Raw genomic sequence first — 16,595 nt, forward strand, 5'->3', positions numbered from 1 at the left:
TCCAGATAAATGCCCCGGCGAACCGGGGCGAGGGGTTACCACTGATAACTCACAAAAATCTTACCGTTACGGCCATCCTGCGGAATGCCCTGCGGCGACCAGTACTCTTTGTCGAAGGCGTTACCCAGTACCAGCGTGGTGGTCACGCCTTTGAGCTGCTCTTGCCCCTGGTAACTGACGTAGAAGTCATTTACCGCGTAGCCTGGTTGCTTACTGTAGCTGCTGCTGATGTGCGTTGAGCGATCAACGAACGTACCGATCCAGCCTACGGAGAATCCGCTCTGTGCAACAGGGATATCCAGCTTGCTGGTGACGGTATCCGGGTTAATGCTGGAGATGTACTCACCGGTATCGGTGTCTTTGCCACGCGTGCGGTTGTAAGCCATATCCAGGCTGAACAGATCAGCGGAGTATTTAGCCATCACATCCCAGCCCCAGATTTTGGCGTTAGGAACGTTATAGGACATGGTGGTTGCCGCTGCAAAGTCGACGGTGGTCGAGATGTAATCTTTAGCTTTCGTGTCGAAGTAGCTGGCTTTGAACTCCAGCGCATCGTTGGCAAGCATCAGATCGTCAAAGCGCAGACCGAAGCCGTACTCTTGCGTTTCGTTAGTTTCCGGACGCAGATTCGGGTTCGGAACCCAGTAGTTGGTATAGAAACGGCCAATAGAGAAGTGTTTTGCGTCGTTATACATCTCACCCATGGTTGGGGCGCGGAACGCCTGAGCGTAAGAGCCGAACAGCATCAACCAGTCTGTTGGGCTAACCGTTACGCCCGCACGGGATGACCACTGGTCTGCATCGACATCATCGTAACCGTCACTGCTGCCGCGATAATTGTCATAGCGCGTGCCGCCAAGGAGAGTAATGGGCAGATCGCGCAATGTGATTTCATCCTGTAACCAGCCAGAACTGAAATCGATTTTGGCGTCCGGGAAGCCAGTAGTCATCCCGCCCGGATTCTGCTCCTGACGGTAATATTCTCCGCCATAGGTCAGCAGGTGTGAGGCGAATGAATCGGTAAACAGGCGCGTGCGGTTTTCAACTTTACCGCCTTTGGTGGTCTGCTTGCGGAACTCGCCAGAACCATCAACATTCTGAGCGTTAATGCGAGCCTCGGACCAGTACACCTTCGCACTGGCGTTCAGCCAGTCATTGCCTTCGGGAGCAATGGCGTAGCCCAGCTGTGCATCACGCTGAATGGTGGAGCGATCGGTCATCGGGTTGCTGGTGTCGTCCGCTTCAGACGTCTGTGGGTTTTTTGGCTCCTGGGCATCGTTATTGTAGTAACGCAGCGAGCCACTCAGGGTCTGAGCCGGGTCGATCTTCCAACTGCCTTTGGCCAGCATATTGTTGATAGATTCATCGTTTGGGGCGGTTGTGCCATTACTCTGGCGAATATCGCCACGATCGCGGCTTGACCAGGCGACCAGACCATCCAGCGTGTCAGTGCGTCCATACGCGCTAGCGCCCATGCCGATGCTGTGATCGCCGGTCGCGCCTGTGCCAAATACGCGATAACCACTGTTTTTACCCGACTCCAGCAGGTCTTTCGCATCTGCTGTGTCATAAGAGATCACGCCGCCTAATGCGCCGCTACCGTAAAGCAGTGCCGAAGGGCCACGCACGACTTCAATACGTTTGATCAACGCCGGATCCAGGAAGGTACTGTTGAGATGGCCGGTGTCAGTACCCTGACGAACACCATCCACCAGGACCAGGACGCCACGGCGATCGTAACCACGCAGGTTAACATCCTGACCGTTGGTACGACCGGTTCCGTCCAGCGTCAAACCCGGTACTTTACGCAGCAGGTCAGCGGCGGAGCTGGCGGTCTGGTTTTCCGGCGCGGTGGCGTCAATAACGCTCACCATCATCGGGGCTTCAAATGCACTGCGGGCGTTGCCCGTCGCGGTAACGGTTATATCATCTGCGGCAGCAAACGCGACGCCCGGCAGGGTGCTGACAATGGCCAGCGCCAGCAATGATGGACGTAAAGACGCGGAATGCGGGTATGGCATAGCAACTCTCCATTATGAATCGAAAGCGCTGGCTGCCTGGGGATCACCTGGGTGGCTGGCGTATTTTTTTGTTTAGTTTATTTAGTAAGAATGAGTTTTCCGGCATGGGTCTGGCGCAACAGGTACTGCTGGCCGTCATGCTCGATAATCACCCGACCTTCATCGCCCAGCAGAGTTTTGCTGTCAATGCGACGATCGGTAGCGGCGGGGGATGGTGCTGTGTGGTTTTTTGTAGGCGTTGCCGCTGTGTTATCCATACGTGACATAATGTTTACAAATGACAATCAATGTAACAATGATAATCATTATCAATAAAGTTAAATTTCACAGCAAGTCTTTTTGTGAAAAAATTGTGACGGGATCAATTTTGATGTGATTTGTATGGTGTGATGCCTTCGCTTCAACCCCTTCCACGGGCAAGGGAGGAAGAAAAAAACGACAACAAATGTTGCCGTTTTGCATTTACCTTACCAGCCGGAATATGTCTTAAAAACGTGTGTCCACCGCGGTGGCTAGCTTCTCAAGCAGCAATTCACTGTCTTCCCAGTTCAGGCATGGGTCCGTGATCGACTGGCCGTACACGAGGGGCTGCCCTGCGACGATTTTCTGTGTGCCTTCTTTCAGGAAACTTTCGGCCATGATACCGGCCACGGCAGTCGAACCGCTGCGGATCTGCTGACAAATATCGTCGCAGACATCCAGTTGTCGACGATGCTGTTTCTGGCAATTGCCATGGCTGAAGTCCACCACCAGATGTTCCGGCAGATCGAATTCACTCAGCGTTTCACACGCTGCGGCGATATCCTCGGCATGGTAGTTCGGCTTTTTCCCGCCACGCATGATGATATGGCCATACGGGTTGCCGCTGGTCTGGTAGATAGTCATCTGGCCATTTTTGTCTGGCGAAAGGAACATATGGCTGGCGCGAGAGGCACGAATCGCATCGACCGCGATGCGGGTATTGCCGTCGGTTCCGTTTTTAAACCCGACAGGGCAGGAGAGCGCCGATGCCATCTCACGGTGGATCTGGCTTTCGGTAGTGCGTGCGCCAATGGCCCCCCAACTGATCAGATCGGCGATAAACTGTCCGGTCACCATATCAAGAAACTCGGTGGCCGTGGGTACGCCCAACTCGTTCACCTCGAGCAGCAGTTTGCGTGCCAGCTCAATACCGTGATTGACGCGATAACTGCCGTTCAAATCCGGGTCGGAAATCAGCCCTTTCCAGCCGACAACCGTACGTGGTTTTTCAAAGTAGGTACGCATGACAATTTCAAGGCGATGCTGGTGTTTTTCTCGCAGGAGCTGAAGGCGTTTTGCGTAATCCATGGCGGCATCCAGATCGTGGATGGAACAAGGACCGATAATTACCAACAGACGGCGATCTTCACCATTAAGAATTTTTTCAATGCGGCGGCGTGAAGCCGTGACATGTTCCGCAACATGGGCGGAAACAGGGTGTCGCTGCGCCAGTTCAGCCGGTGTCACCAGGCTGTCAATGCGCGCAGTGCGAAGTTCATCGGTTTTATTCATGGGATATCTCAGAAATTTTTTGCTTCATCGGCAGACTACCGGGAAGTGATGGGCATCACCTTAAACCAATCTCTGCTGATTTCAAGTTCGGGGCAAATGAGCCCCCGACGATGTGCAAGATAATACCTGAATCAGAGTTAACGTACTAGCTTATTAGTACATTCGACGATTCAGTCCCATAATGTCGAGGATTTTGGTCGCGATCTCTTCGACCGAATAGTTGGTACTGTTGAGCCACGGGATCTGGTTTTTACGGTACAGCGCTTCAACTTCAGTGACTTCCATCCGGCACTGGCGCATAGAGGCGTAACGACTGTTCTCGCGGCGTTCTTCGCGAATTGCGGCCAGACGTTCGGGGTTGATCGTCAGCCCGAATAATTTGTGTTGCAGCGGTTTGAGGGCGGCAGGCAAAACCAGGTTATCCATGTCGTCGGCAATAAACGGGTAGTTTGCCGCGCGGATCCCAAACTGTAGGGCCAGATAGAGGCTGGTGGGGGTTTTCCCGCAGCGTGACACTCCCAGTAAAATAACCTGCGCCTGATCGAGGTTGCGCATCGAAATGCCATCATCGTGAGCAAGGGTGTAATCAATCGCCGCGATGCGCGCATCATACTTCATAAGGTTACCAGGGTTCAGGCCGTGAGTACGGTGAGCAACCGGAGTCGGGTCGAGCTTTAACTCGCTCTGGAGTGGAGCAACCAGTGCCTGCACGATATCCTGACAGAAACCTTCACTTTGCAAAATGATGCTGCGAATTTCCGGGATGACAATCGAATAGAACACCAGCGGGCGTACGCCTGATTGCTGGTAAATGGCATCTATTTGCTCTTTCACGGCTCTGGCGCGGCTTTCATTTTCCACAAACGGCAGTGTGATGCTGTTGATGGACACCGGGAACTGTGACATCACGGCGTGCCCCAGCACTTCGGCGGTAATCGCCGTACCATCAGAAATATAAAAAACATGGCGATCGACAGCATTATCCATTTTTCTCACCCTGAATATCATACCTAATTGACTGAAAGCATAAATTAAAAAAGTAAAATACAACAGAGAGTAAATTGTCTTAATTATAAATGAAACGGTATTTTTAATTTAAGTGAAAAGTGGATTTCATTTTTTAAAAAGAGGGTATAAACCGATGGTTTTTGTGGGAATCCATTATAATCATTGAGTTAGCTACTGGTGGGGAAGTGTCCGAAAAATGAAAAAATAAAGTTGCTTACACGATTCACCGTTTTTTTCCCGAGAACAAATATGCCAGGATAAATACGCATTAAGGTGTTTCTTAAACCCGTTCTAATATCACAAAAGGATTGTTTCGATGTCCAACAATGGCTCGTCACCGCTGGTGCTTTGGTATAACCAACTCGGCATGAATGATGTAGACAGAGTTGGAGGCAAAAATGCCTCCCTGGGTGAAATGATTACTAATCTGTCCGGTATGGGTGTCTCCGTCCCGAATGGATTTGCGACTACCGCCGAAGCGTTTGACCTGTTTCTTGACCAGAGCGGTGTAAACCAGCGTATTTACGAACTGCTGGATAACACGGATATTGATGATGTCTCCGCGCTTGCCAAAGCCGGGGCGCAGATCCGCCAGTGGGTCATCGACACACCTTTCCAGCCGGAGCTGGAAAAAGCCATTCACGATGCTTACGACCAACTGTCTGCTGACGATGCTCAGGCATCATTTGCGGTGCGCTCGTCGGCTACAGCAGAAGATATGCCGGATGCCTCGTTTGCCGGACAACAGGAAACGTTCCTTAATGTCCAGGGCTACGATGCCGTTCTGGTGGCCGTGAAGCACGTCTTTGCGTCGCTGTTTAACGACCGCGCTATCTCTTACCGTGTACATCAGGGCTATGACCACCGCGGCGTGGCACTATCCGCAGGCGTACAGCGTATGGTGCGTTCTGATGTGGGTTCATCCGGCGTGATGTTCTCCATCGATACCGAATCTGGTTTCGATCAGGTGGTATTCATTACCTCAGCCTGGGGCTTGGGTGAAATGGTTGTTCAGGGGGCGGTGAACCCGGATGAATTCTACGTGCACAAACCGACGCTGGCAGCCAACCGTCCAGCCATCGTTCGTCGCACTATGGGTTCGAAAAAAATCCGTATGATTTACGCGCCGACGCAGGAACACGGCAAGCAGGTCAAAATTGAAGATGTGCCGCAGGAGCAGCGCGACCGCTTCTCACTGACCGATGACGACGTTCAGGAGCTGGCAAAACAGGCTGTTCAGATCGAGAAACACTATGGTCGTCCAATGGATATCGAATGGGCGAAGGATGGCAACACCGGCAAATTGTTTATTGTCCAGGCTCGTCCTGAAACCGTGCGCTCGCGCGGTCAGGTGATGGAGCGCTATACGCTGCACGCGCAGGGTAAAGTGGTCGCTGAAGGGCGTGCTATCGGCCACCGCATTGGTGCGGGCCCGGTAAAAGTCATTCAGAACATTAGCGAAATGAACCGCATTCAGCCAGGCGATGTGCTGGTGACCGACATGACCGACCCTGACTGGGAACCGATCATGAAAAAGGCGGCGGCTATCGTCACTAACCGTGGTGGCCGTACCTGTCACGCAGCCATTATTGCTCGTGAACTGGGTATTCCGGCGGTCGTGGGATGTGGTGATGCGACTGAACGCATGAAGGACGATGAGAACGTCACGGTCTCTTGTGCCGAAGGCGATACGGGTTATGTCTACGCGGATCTGCTGGATTTCAGCGTGAAAAGCTCCAGCGTTGATACCATGCCTGATCTCCCGCTGAAGATCATGATGAACGTGGGCAACCCTGATCGTGCGTTTGACTTCGCCTGCCTGCCTAACGAAGGTGTGGGTCTGGCGCGTCTGGAATTTATCATCAACCGTATGATCGGCGTTCACCCGCGTGCGTTGCTGGAGTTCGACGACCAGGATGCGCAACTGCAGCGCGAAATCCGCGAAATGATGAAAGGCTACGACTCGCCAAAAGAGTTTTATGTGGGTCGTCTGACGGAAGGGATTGCGACGCTGGGCGCGGCATTCTGGCCGAAACGTGTGATTGTCCGCCTGTCAGACTTCAAATCTAACGAATATGCCAATCTGGTTGGTGGCGAACGTTATGAACCTGAAGAAGAGAACCCGATGCTGGGCTTCCGTGGTGCTGGACGTTATGTGTCCGACAGCTTCCGCGATTGCTTTGCGCTGGAGTGTGATGCGGTTAAACGTGTTCGCAACGACATGGGGCTGACAAACGTCGAAATCATGATCCCGTTTGTACGAACGGTTGATCAGGCGAAAGCGGTCGTTGAAGAGCTCGCGCGTCAGGGGCTGAAGCGTGGCGAGAACGGGCTGAAACTCATTATGATGTGCGAGATCCCGTCTAACGCCTTGCTGGCAGAACAGTTCCTCGAATATTTCGATGGCTTCTCTATCGGCTCAAACGATATGACACAGCTGACGTTGGGGCTGGATCGCGACTCTGGCGTGGTTTCTGCGCTGTTCGATGAACGTAACGAGGCGGTGAAAGCGCTGCTGTCGATGTCCATCCGCGCGGCGAAGAAACAGGGCAAATATGTCGGAATTTGTGGTCAGGGTCCGTCCGATCACGAAGACTTTGCGGCCTGGTTGATGGAAGAGGGGATCGATAGCCTGTCCCTGAACCCCGACACCGTGGTGCAAACCTGGCTTAGCCTGGCTGAACTGAATAAGTAATCTAAAATACCCAGCGGGCAACACTCGCTGGGTAAACACTTAACTCTCATCATCCCCGTAAAACAGTTTTCCAATTTTAATCAGTGGTCGACCCTGTGTTTTTCGGTGCATATTTGAATCACGCAGAGAATAGACGCAGCCGCAATACTCCTGCTGGTAGAAACGCTCGCGCTTGCTGATTTCTATCATCCGTGATGAGCCGCCTTGCTTACGCCAGTTGTAATCCCAGTAGATCATCCCTTCATAAGGGGCGACAGCCCGCTGACCGCAGTCGTTGATTTGCTGCATATTCTTCCACCGGGAAATACCAAGGGAACTGGAAATTGTACTGAAGCCATTTTCCCAGGCGTACAGTGCCGTGCGTTCAAAACGCATATCAAAACACATGGTGCAACGTACGCCGCGCTCAGGTTCCCATTCCATACCTTTTGCCCGTTCGAACCAGTTGTCGGTATCGTAATCGGCATTGACAAATGGCACACCGTGTTTTTCGGCAAAACGAATATTCTCCTCTTTACGGATGAGATATTCCTTTTGCGGATGAATGTTGGGGTTGTAAAAGAAAATAGTGTAATCGATGCCGGATGCCTGAATAGCTTCCATGACTTCCCCGGAACACGGGGCACAGCATGAGTGGAGCAGAAGCTTTTCTGCTGCGTTAGGGAGTTCGAGTTTAGGACGTTCAAATGGCGGCATGTTGCACCCGGTACTGTTAATAAAGGGTTAAGTATAGTTTTTTTGGCGGGATGGGTCGAAACCCAATACCTGGTGGGGCGCGGATAAAAAAAAGCCCATCGTGGGAGATGGGCAAAGACTACACACAGCAATTCGTTGTTTCACTCAGGGGATTTCCATGCTTATAAATCAAGGTGTTGATTTATAACCGTGACCTAATAGTAGGCATGGCGAATTTTTGCGTCGATCAGATTCGTCTCAATAGTTAAAGAGACGTAAAGATTCTTTGGCAGGAATCAGTGGATTAAGACGTTTCCGTGGCATGACGAGGCGAAAGGGAGGTAAGAATGGTTAATGTTTCTTAATGTTACCTGGGCGGTCAAGATTCCGCCCAGGCCGAACAATATCAGGTATTGCGTTCTTCGATTTCGCTCAGCTCTTCCAGGATCTGGTCGGGATCGTCACTCGGCGGCGGCACTTCATGCACCCAGGCGGAGAACAGACGCCAGGTCACGGCGAGCAGGACCGGGCCGATAAAGAGGCCGATCATCCCAAACGCAATTAACCCGCCGATGACGCCAGACAGGATCAGTATCAACGGCAGGTCTGCCCCCATGCGGATCAGTATCGGGCGGATCACGTTATCCATCGTCCCGACCACGCAACTCCACACCAGCAATACGGTTCCCCAGGTGGTGTCACCACTCCAGTAGAGCCAGATGATGCAAGGAACGAGTACCAGCAAAGGCCCCAGTTGCGCAAGGCAGGTCAGGATCATGATGACGGTAAAGATAGTGGCGTAAGGAACCCCTGAAATGGCAAGACCAATTCCCCCCAACACGGCCTGAACGAGCGCCGTCACCACGACCCCGAGAGCGACCGCACGGACGGCCTGAGCCGCGAGGAGTATTGCGGCATCCCCGCGTTTGCCTGCCAGTCGGGTTGCAAAGTGACGCACACCGAGCGCCACTTGTTCACCACGCCAGTACAGAAGGGCGCTAAAGACCAGCATCAGCGCACAGTGCATCATAAAGCGGCCGATATGCGCGGCCTGACCGACAAACCAGGTCGTTGTCGTGCCAATGTACGGGCGCACTTTCGCCATAATCGCGCTACCGCCCATCTCCAGCAGGCCGTGCCAGCCGCTGTAGAGTTTCGCTCCAATCACCGGAATGCTGTTAAGCCAGGCGAGATCCGGGAGGGTCATATCTCCGCTGCTTATTGCGCGGATCACGGGGCCACTGGTATCGACCAGGCTGTTGACCAATAGCGCAATGGGAATAATAAAGAGCAGAAAAAGCAGTAATGTCATCACCAGTACAGCAAGCGCGCGACGGCCCCATAACAGCTTCTGTAGACGTAATAACAAAGGCCAGGTAGCGACGACGACGGTAGCAGCCCAGGCGAAGCCGAGCACGAAAGGTTGAACAATCCACAGGCACGCAATAATCATGATTGCCAAGAACAGCACCGACAGCAAAATTTGCGCAACATCCCTGGGCTGACGAAGATTGACCATAAATGAAATTTACCTTTGATGAGCACCAGCTGCGCTGGCGGGAATATGAAACCGCATCTCTCTAATCATTAGTGATTTCAGCGATTTTTGACAGGCGAATTCTGCCTGTAATTCTGCTGGGCGTATAAGAAAAAAATGTGATACAACCTTTGAGACACAACGCAAACGATTATCCCCGTTATATTTCAAGTTGCAGATGCGTTGGCGGCGTGTGCTCACCCCCCGGTTACCGCGATATCTATTTAACCGGCGATCCACGCACTTGCCGCCTTCCTGTCACTCGAATTATTGAGGGGAATTACAACTCTTATTAGGGTCGACCGTAATGATCCCACAGATTTCTCAGGCACCTGGCGTCGTTCAACTGGTGCTAAACTTTTTGCAGGCACTGGAGCAACAGGGTTTTACCGGCGATACCGCGACACGTTATGCCGACAGGCTGACGATGGCGACCGATAACAGTATCTACCAGCTACTTCCCGATGCCGTCGTTTTTCCACGCTCTACTGCAGATGTGGCGCTGATTGCCCGTCTCGCGGCACAAGAGCGATTCACTTCTCTGATTTTCACTCCTCGCGGTGGCGGCACGGGCACAAATGGCCAGGCTCTAAATCAGGGCATCATCATTGATATGTCGCGCTACATGAACCGCATTATTGAGATCAACCCTGAAGAGGGTTGGGTGCGTGTTGAAGCGGGCGTGATCAAAGACCAGCTTAATCAATACCTAAAACCTTATGGCTACTTTTTTGCGCCGGAGCTTTCGACCAGTAACCGGGCAACAATTGGCGGTATGATCAACACCGATGCGTCCGGGCAGGGTTCTCTGGTTTACGGTAAAACCTCCGATCACGTTATGGGCGTTCGCGCGGTTCTGCTGGGGGGAGACATCCTCGATACTCAGCCGATGCCGGTACAGCTCGCAGAAACCCTGGGCCAGGATAACACGGCGAGCGGGCGAATTTACCGCACCGTACTGGAACGTTGTCGCGATAACCGCCAACTGATCCTCGACAAATTCCCGAAACTGAACCGCTTCTTAACCGGTTACGACCTGCGTCATGTCTTTAATGACGATCTCAGCCAGTTCGATTTAACCCGCGTATTGACCGGTTCTGAAGGAACACTGGCCTTTATCACCGAGGCGCGACTGGATATCACTCGCCTGCCGAAGGTGCGTCGCCTGGTCAACGTCAAATACAACTCCTTTGATTCTGCGCTGCGCAATGCGCCGTTTATGGTTGACGCGCGCGCGCTGTCGGTGGAAACCGTCGATTCAAAAGTGCTCAATCTGGCACGAGAAGACATTGTCTGGCACTCCGTGAATGAGTTGATCACGGATGTGCCGGATAAAGAGATGCTTGGGCTGAACATTGTTGAATTTGCAGGTGATGACGCACAACTGATTGAAAGCCAGGTCAGCACGCTGTGCCAGCGTCTCGACGAACTTATCGGGACGGGTGAAGGCGGCGTTATTGGTTGGCAGTTGTGTAACGATCTTTCGGGCATTGAACGTATTTATGCGATGCGTAAAAAAGCCGTGGGCTTACTGGGTAACGCCAAAGGTGCGGCGAAACCCATTCCGTTTGCGGAAGATACTTGCGTACCGCCGGAACATCTGGCGGATTACATCGTGGAGTTTCGTGCATTACTCGACAGCCACGGTCTGAGCTACGGTATGTTTGGCCATGTGGACGCCGGAGTATTGCACGTGCGTCCGGCACTGGATATGTGCGACCCGCAGCAAGAGATCCTGATGAAACAGATCTCTGACGACGTGGTCGCGTTAACCGCAAAATACGGTGGTTTGTTGTGGGGCGAGCACGGTAAAGGTTTCCGTGCGGAGTATAGCCCGGCGTTCTTCGGTGAGCAGTTGTATGCTGAACTGCGTAAAGTGAAAGCGGCATTCGATCCTCAAAACCGCCTTAACCCTGGCAAGATTTGTCCGCCGGAAGGTGTCGACTCCCCAATGTTGCGGGTTGATGCCGTGAAGCGCGGCACGTATGACCGGCAAATCCCGATTGCAGTGCGTTCCTCATGGCGCGGCGCAATGGAATGTAACGGCAACGGGCTGTGCTTTAACTTCGATGTGAAAAGCCCGATGTGTCCGTCGATGAAAATCACCAGCAACCGCATCCACTCGCCAAAAGGTCGCGCCACGCTGGTACGTGAATGGCTCCGCTTGTTGGCCGATCGGGGTGTTGACCCACTGAAACTTGAAAGTGAGCTTCCCGAGAAAGGAGCCAGCCTGCGCACGCTTATAGAGCGAACCCGCAACAGCTGGCATGCCCGTAAAGGCGAATACGATTTCTCGCATGAAGTCAAAGAGGCGATGTCAGGGTGTCTGGCCTGTAAGGCGTGTTCGACCCAGTGCCCGATCAAAATCGACGTCCCGGAGTTTCGCTCACGCTTCCTGCAGCTTTATCACACGCGCTATCTCCGTCCGATGCGCGATCATCTGGTGGCAACCGTCGAAAGTTATGCCCCGCTGATGGCGCGAGCGCCAAAGACGTTCAACTTCTTTATCAATCAGCCGCTGGTGCGCAAGCTTTCCGAAAAACATATCGGCATGGTGGATCTGCCTTTGCTGTCGACGCCGTCGTTGCAACGTCAATTGGTCGGGCATCGCTCAGCAAACATGACGCTGGAGCAGCTTGAGGCGCTCAACCCTGAGCAAAAAGAGAATGTTGTGCTGGTGGTGCAGGATCCCTTTACCAGCTACTACGATGCGCAGGTGGTGGCCGATTTTGTCCGCCTGGTTGAACGCCTGGGCTATCAGCCCGTTGTGTTGCCATTCTCACCGAATGGCAAAGCGCAGCACATTAAGGGCTTCCTGAACCGTTTTGCAAAAACCGCACAGAAAACGTCAGACTTCTTAAATCGCGTGGCAGAACTGGGTATGCCGATGGTGGGTGTTGATCCGGCGCTGGTGCTCTGTTATCGCGATGAATACAAGCAAACGCTGGGCGATAAACGTGGCGATTTCCACGTCATGCTGGTGCACGAGTGGCTACCGGCGGCTTTGCAGCAAACTGCAACCACGGATGTCAGCGGTGAGTCCTGGTATCTGTTTGGTCACTGTACTGAAGTGACCGCATTGCCGGGTGCGCCCTCTCAGTGGGCCTCAATTTTTGCCCGTTTCGGTGCAAAACTGGAGAACGTCAGCGTGGGGTGCTGTGGTATGGCGGGAACCTACGGACATGAGGTCAAAAACCATAGCAATTCATTGGGGATTTATGAGTTGTCGTGGCATCAGGCGATGCAACGTTTACCGCGCAACCGCTGTCTGGCGACAGGTTACTCCTGCCGAAGCCAGGTGAAACGGGTTGAAGGTAACGGGGTGCGTCATCCGTTACAGGCTTTACTGGAGATTATGGGATGATCTGGAAACGTGCAGTGACGTTACAGGCACTGAATGCGATGGGTGAGGGAAACATGGTCGGTCTGCTGGATATCCAGTTTACGCGCATTGGCGAGAACGAACTGGAAGCGACCATGCCTGTTGATAGCCGCACACATCAACCCTTTGGCCTGTTGCACGGCGGTGCATCCGTTGTGCTGGCTGAAACGCTGGGTTCTGTGGCTGGCTATCTGTGCACGGAAGGGGAGCAGAAGGTGGTTGGGCTGGAAGTGAATGCCAACCATATCCGTTCTGTCCGCAGTGGACGCGTACGGGGAATTTGCCGCGCGCTTCACGCCGGGAGCCGCCATCAGGTCTGGCAGATTGATATTCTGGATGAACAGGAACGGTTGTGTTGCTCGTCGCGTCTGACCACTGCGGTTGTTTAAAAGCGTGTAAACATGCTGAATGTTTTGCCTTTGGTCAAAAGATGGGCAGCAAAAGGTGTTATACTGCTCATGTTTTGTACACAAACGAGGACATCATGGATACCGAATTGAACCCAGCCCAACTGGCAATTGAATATTTACGTCGCGATAAGAGCAACCTGTCTCCGGCGCAGTACCTGAAAAAGCTCAAACAACTTGAGCTTGAGTTTGCCGACCTGCTCGCACTCTCTTCTAATGAACTCAAAGAAGAGATCTATTTTGCCTGGCGGCTGGGCGTTCATGTCCATTAATTACAGGGTTTGCAAGTGAACTCAGAATAAAGGCCGCATTTGCGGCCTTTTTTTATCAGTATTTTGCAGGAAGTTTATTGATTCGGATAAGCCTGCCTTCCTCCATTTTTACGTAATTTCCTGCTTTTAAGGCCGCCAGGATCCGCATGGTTCCACTCCGCGACAGATGAGTTTTATCCCTGATGTATTGTTCCGCCGTGATGGATAGGCGAAAGCTCTCCTCTTCACTCATCAGTTCAGTCAACTGGTGGCGAATGACATCATAAGCGGTAAGTGCATTTTGCGGCATGATGTTGTGGTAGAGCCGATTACAGACATACATAAGTTGTTTCGACAGTAGACACCACAAATCTTTTTCTTTGATGACCGCACTGACATCATCCGTCGTCATCACACCGAGCAGACAGGGTTTTAGCGTGATGAGGTAATCATTGAGGAAAATGCCAGCGAGATTACTGACACCAAAAATAGCGGGACTCGTTGCCGTCGAAAGTAGCATCGTGTCTTTACGGCGATAAACGGCCACAGAGCCTTCGAGAATCAGATAACACATGCCCTGACCATTGACCTGAAAATCCAACTGTTTCCCTTGAACACAGCTTTGTACCTGACAAAAAGGCTGCAAATGAGAAATAAACTCCCGGGCATAGGGTGAACCGCGACGGCGTGCGGCAGCAGATAACATAGACGATAACCTTTAATATGGCCTACCTGATTGGGGCGCTATCATTAAGGCAGGCATTTCTTATAGAAGCAATAGCGCATTACCGCTCAATATCTTCGTGGTAAATGACGTATTTCAAGTAATACTCCCCGCTGCATAGTGATGTACTCTCCTGTGCGAAGCTCGGCAAGAATACGCATTATTCCGCTGCGAGAAAGATTGCTGTGATTTTTGATATAGGCAACCGCAGTAATATTTTTTCTGTAAGTATCTTGCTCATTCATCAATGCCACAAGCTGGAAGCGGATAATGTCATAGGCCGATGCCTGCGCGATTTTTACACAATGCTCATAAGCCCTGGATGCGGTGTAGATTAAGAGATTCGAAAAACTCTCCCAAAGGTTTTTATTCGCAACGATCTGGTTAAAGTATGCTAGGGAAATACGCGCGATTTCAGATTTTTCAAGCACTTTGACATAAAGATCTTCTGACGAAAACTGGTTACTCACCCCGAGAACAAAGGGTGCTGATTCTGAATTCAGGACAGTACCATCGCAACGGCGATGCAGTGCCAGGTTGCCCTGTAAAAGTAAAAAACATTGCCTGGCGCTATTATGATAATAATGAATATTCTCTCCTTTCGGTAACGTGATGTGTTCAGCAAAGGGAAGCGTATGAGCGATGATATTGTTGATATGGTCGAAGGGTTTTAATTCAAATGCCCTTTTTTTCTTCTCCGTTGGCAAAGCCTTCATTCGAGGTCCTCGTTAACATTAAAAAGGGAGTTTTCGTATAAACGCTTAGAATTATCTTAAAATTGATTGAAATATGGAATAACAATTGAATGTATACAGTGGGATAGAATTCAATCACTATTAATTAATTCATTGAAAAATAAGTGGAAAAAATCATAGTCTAAAAATAGACAACGCCAGCATTTTGATATGAACGATGTTTATAACATGAAGTCTACAGCTAGACCTTAAAACAAATTGAATTGTCAGAGCGCATTGTTTAGATTTCCCTCACCAAGTATCTCTTCCGCATTATATTTTAGATCTGCGGGGTTAATGATTATTTATCTGGGAAAAATCCATCATGAATAAAATCATCGCAATTTTTATGGTTATTACGGGAATAACACCCCCGGTTTTTGATGTTTTTGCATCAGCAGGAACGATAACATTTACAGGCAATGTTCTGGATTCCGCATGCGAGGTGACTGTTGCTTCACAAAATCAGGCGGTGGTGATGGGCGATTATTACAAAAAAGAATTTCCAGCAGCGGGTTCGAAAACGGCAGCAACGAAATTTGATATCGTTCTGAAGAATTGCCCCACTACGATCAAAAATGCAAAAGTACGATTTGATGGTAAACCGGATGCCACCAACAGTAATTTATTGGCGATTAACACCTCAACCGCAGGTGCTGCGACAGGCATCGCGATCAATCTCATGGCAGCAGATAAAACAGATTTACCTCTGCATGGGAGTAACAATTATACCTATGTGCTTAGCGGTACGACGGATAACACGTTGAGTTTCTATGCGCAGTATATTTCAACGGTAGACGCGGTGGTTTCCGGTAAGGCAAATTCTTCCGCCAACTTTTCCATTGTTTATAATTAAATTCTTGAAGTAAATAATAATAGCGTTGGTACATCGTTCTGTTTATTTATAGAGGTGTAAATGAAGTCAATTCTGAATGCACTTCTGGCCTGTACAGTTGTGGCATCAGCTATTCCTGTTGCGAATTCAGGTGTGATTATTGGTGGGACGCGTGTTGTTTTTGATGGAGCCAGGAAAGAGGCCTCCATCAGTGTAAGCAATCCTGACGACGCTGATTATTTAATTCAGTCATGGATCGAGTCTGAACACGGAGGTGAGGGGCGCGTTCCATTTATTATTACACCTCCCCTTTATAGGCTTGATAAAGGTCAAAAAAATGTTGAACGTATAGTGATGACAGCCCCGCTATCTCAGGTGAGCGAAAGTTTATATTGGCTGAACATTAAGACTATTCCATCAATGATAGAGCAAGAAAACGTATTGCAGATTGCGGTAAAAACCCGCATTAAATTAATCTACCGGCCTGAAAGTCTGAGCGCCGCCTCACCTGAAGAACAGGCGGGTAAACTTATCTGGACACGCACAGGAAGGGGTTTACATGTACATAACCCAACGCGTTATATCATTAATTTTAATGAGATATACATTGATGGTAAAAGCGTCGAGGATGTTTCATACGTTTTACCGGGTATGTCTAAAGAATTTAGTTTTCCAGCCGCTATAAAAGGCTCATGGGTGGCATTCAGTGTGATCAATGATTATGGCAGTGCAGGGGATATGCATAAAGTCAGGTTGTAATTTATAACGAAATTGACTGCGTGAGTAATAATTT

Annotated in this window: 14 protein-coding genes and 1 other RNA gene; 6 read left to right on the plus strand and 9 right to left on the minus strand. The window is 50.8% G+C overall.

Features of this window, described 5'->3' with window-relative positions:
* Window positions 1–35: 35 nt before the first annotated feature.
* The 4 genes from GF617_RS06310 to GF617_RS06325 all read right to left on the minus strand — a co-directional run bounded on the left by GF617_RS06310 (window position 36) and on the right by GF617_RS06325 (window position 4,541).
* Window positions 36–2,021, minus strand: coding sequence for a TonB-dependent hemoglobin/transferrin/lactoferrin family receptor (locus GF617_RS06310; protein ID WP_203451319.1), 1,986 nt, complete (start codon window positions 2,019–2,021; stop codon window positions 36–38).
* Between the two features lie 77 nt (window positions 2,022–2,098).
* On the minus strand, window positions 2,099–2,287 hold the full coding sequence (hemP, locus tag GF617_RS06315) for a hemin uptake protein HemP (protein WP_181623238.1): 189 nt from the start codon (window positions 2,285–2,287) through the stop codon (window positions 2,099–2,101).
* 220 nt (window positions 2,288–2,507) lie between these two features.
* Entirely contained in the window at window positions 2,508–3,554 is a 1,047-nt protein-coding gene (gene aroH, locus GF617_RS06320; protein WP_181623239.1) for a 3-deoxy-7-phosphoheptulonate synthase AroH, read from the minus strand.
* A 153-nt stretch (window positions 3,555–3,707) separates the two neighbouring features.
* Window positions 3,708–4,541, minus strand: coding sequence for a pyruvate, water dikinase regulatory protein (locus GF617_RS06325; protein ID WP_181623240.1), 834 nt, complete (start codon window positions 4,539–4,541; stop codon window positions 3,708–3,710).
* Between the two features lie 337 nt (window positions 4,542–4,878).
* On the opposite strand from GF617_RS06325, the gene ppsA reads away from it, so the two are divergent.
* A complete protein-coding gene (ppsA, locus tag GF617_RS06330) occupies window positions 4,879–7,257 on the plus strand; it encodes a phosphoenolpyruvate synthase (protein ID WP_203451320.1) in 2,379 nt (792 codons plus the stop codon).
* 39 nt (window positions 7,258–7,296) lie between these two features.
* On the opposite strand, the gene GF617_RS06335 is transcribed toward ppsA, so the two are convergent.
* The 3 genes from GF617_RS06335 to ydiK all read right to left on the minus strand — a co-directional run bounded on the left by GF617_RS06335 (window position 7,297) and on the right by ydiK (window position 9,451).
* Entirely contained in the window at window positions 7,297–7,953 is a 657-nt protein-coding gene (locus GF617_RS06335; RefSeq protein ID WP_203451321.1) for an epoxyqueuosine reductase QueH, read from the minus strand.
* A gap of 83 nt (window positions 7,954–8,036) precedes the next feature.
* An RNA gene (gene rprA, locus GF617_RS06340) (antisense sRNA RprA) lies at window positions 8,037–8,144 on the minus strand.
* A 194-nt stretch (window positions 8,145–8,338) separates the two neighbouring features.
* The gene (ydiK, locus tag GF617_RS06345) at window positions 8,339–9,451 is read right to left on the minus strand and encodes an AI-2E family transporter YdiK (RefSeq protein WP_181623243.1); all 1,113 of its coding nucleotides are present in this window, start codon (window positions 9,449–9,451) and stop codon (window positions 8,339–8,341) included.
* 325 nt (window positions 9,452–9,776) lie between these two features.
* On the opposite strand from ydiK, the gene GF617_RS06350 reads away from it, so the two are divergent.
* The 3 genes from GF617_RS06350 to GF617_RS06360 all read left to right on the plus strand — a co-directional run bounded on the left by GF617_RS06350 (window position 9,777) and on the right by GF617_RS06360 (window position 13,530).
* Window positions 9,777–12,833, plus strand: coding sequence for an FAD-binding and (Fe-S)-binding domain-containing protein (locus GF617_RS06350; RefSeq protein WP_203451322.1), 3,057 nt, complete (start codon window positions 9,777–9,779; stop codon window positions 12,831–12,833).
* Complete coding sequence (menI, locus tag GF617_RS06355; protein WP_042715638.1) at window positions 12,830–13,240, plus strand: 1,4-dihydroxy-2-naphthoyl-CoA hydrolase; 411 nt, start codon at window positions 12,830–12,832, stop codon at window positions 13,238–13,240. Before GF617_RS06350 ends, menI begins: the two co-directional genes overlap by 4 nt.
* Before the next feature lie 95 nt (window positions 13,241–13,335).
* Complete coding sequence (locus GF617_RS06360; protein WP_181623245.1) at window positions 13,336–13,530, plus strand: YdiH family protein; 195 nt, start codon at window positions 13,336–13,338, stop codon at window positions 13,528–13,530.
* Between the two features lie 55 nt (window positions 13,531–13,585).
* Here the strand turns inward: GF617_RS06360 and GF617_RS06365 are convergent, their stop codons facing one another.
* On the minus strand, window positions 13,586–14,215 hold the full coding sequence (locus GF617_RS06365; protein ID WP_181623246.1) for a winged helix-turn-helix transcriptional regulator: 630 nt from the start codon (window positions 14,213–14,215) through the stop codon (window positions 13,586–13,588).
* An 86-nt stretch (window positions 14,216–14,301) separates the two neighbouring features.
* Window positions 14,302–14,949, minus strand: coding sequence for a helix-turn-helix domain-containing protein (locus GF617_RS06370; RefSeq protein WP_203451323.1), 648 nt, complete (start codon window positions 14,947–14,949; stop codon window positions 14,302–14,304).
* Between the two features lie 367 nt (window positions 14,950–15,316).
* Between GF617_RS06370 and GF617_RS06375 the strand changes: the two genes are divergently transcribed.
* Both GF617_RS06375 and GF617_RS06380 read left to right on the plus strand, forming a co-directional pair.
* On the plus strand, window positions 15,317–15,823 hold the full coding sequence (locus tag GF617_RS06375; RefSeq protein WP_239006364.1) for a fimbrial protein: 507 nt from the start codon (window positions 15,317–15,319) through the stop codon (window positions 15,821–15,823).
* 60 nt (window positions 15,824–15,883) lie between these two features.
* Window positions 15,884–16,561, plus strand: coding sequence for a molecular chaperone (locus GF617_RS06380; RefSeq protein WP_203451325.1), 678 nt, complete (start codon window positions 15,884–15,886; stop codon window positions 16,559–16,561).
* Window positions 16,562–16,595 lie beyond the last annotated feature (34 nt).

Origin of the sequence: Lelliottia sp. RWM.1, assembly GCF_016859735.1 — a bacterium.
In the GTDB taxonomy this organism is placed as follows: Bacteria; Pseudomonadota; Gammaproteobacteria; order Enterobacterales; family Enterobacteriaceae; genus Enterobacter.